Annotated in this window: 1 pseudogene; it reads right to left on the bottom strand. The window is 67.2% G+C overall.

Annotated elements, in window-relative coordinates:
• Positions 1 to 390 (bottom strand): annotated as a pseudogene (locus EOA36_RS36955) (3-hydroxyacyl-CoA dehydrogenase); the annotation flags it as partial.

The following is a 390-nucleotide window of genomic DNA, read 5'->3' on the forward strand; positions in this document are numbered from 1 at the left end:
GCGCAATGCCGTCACGCTGCCCTTCGACGAGGCGCTGGCGACGAGTTTCACGAACAGCGCCCGCTCGGCCGCCAGCGCCTCGTCGAAGGGCAGCGTGACGGCATTGCGCACCGCCTGCGCACAGGCAACAGGCGCTTCGAGTCCCCGCGCTTTGCGGGCAAGATCCGCGGCCTCGGCATCGAAGGCGGCAAGGTCGGTTTCCCCCAGCCTCTCATCGCGTTCGCGCACCGGCGTGAACGGACCGCCCTTGCGGGCGATCTCGCGGGCGAAATTCACGGCATGCGTGGTCAGATCACCCTCGAAAACGGCATCGACCAGTCCGGCGCCATGCGCCTCTTGCGCGCCAATCGGGGTGCCGGAAACGATCATCCTCATCGCCTTTAAAGTGCC

The sequence above is a fragment of the Mesorhizobium sp. M8A.F.Ca.ET.021.01.1.1 genome (assembly GCF_003998025.1).
Lineage (GTDB): Bacteria > Pseudomonadota > Alphaproteobacteria > Rhizobiales > Rhizobiaceae > Mesorhizobium.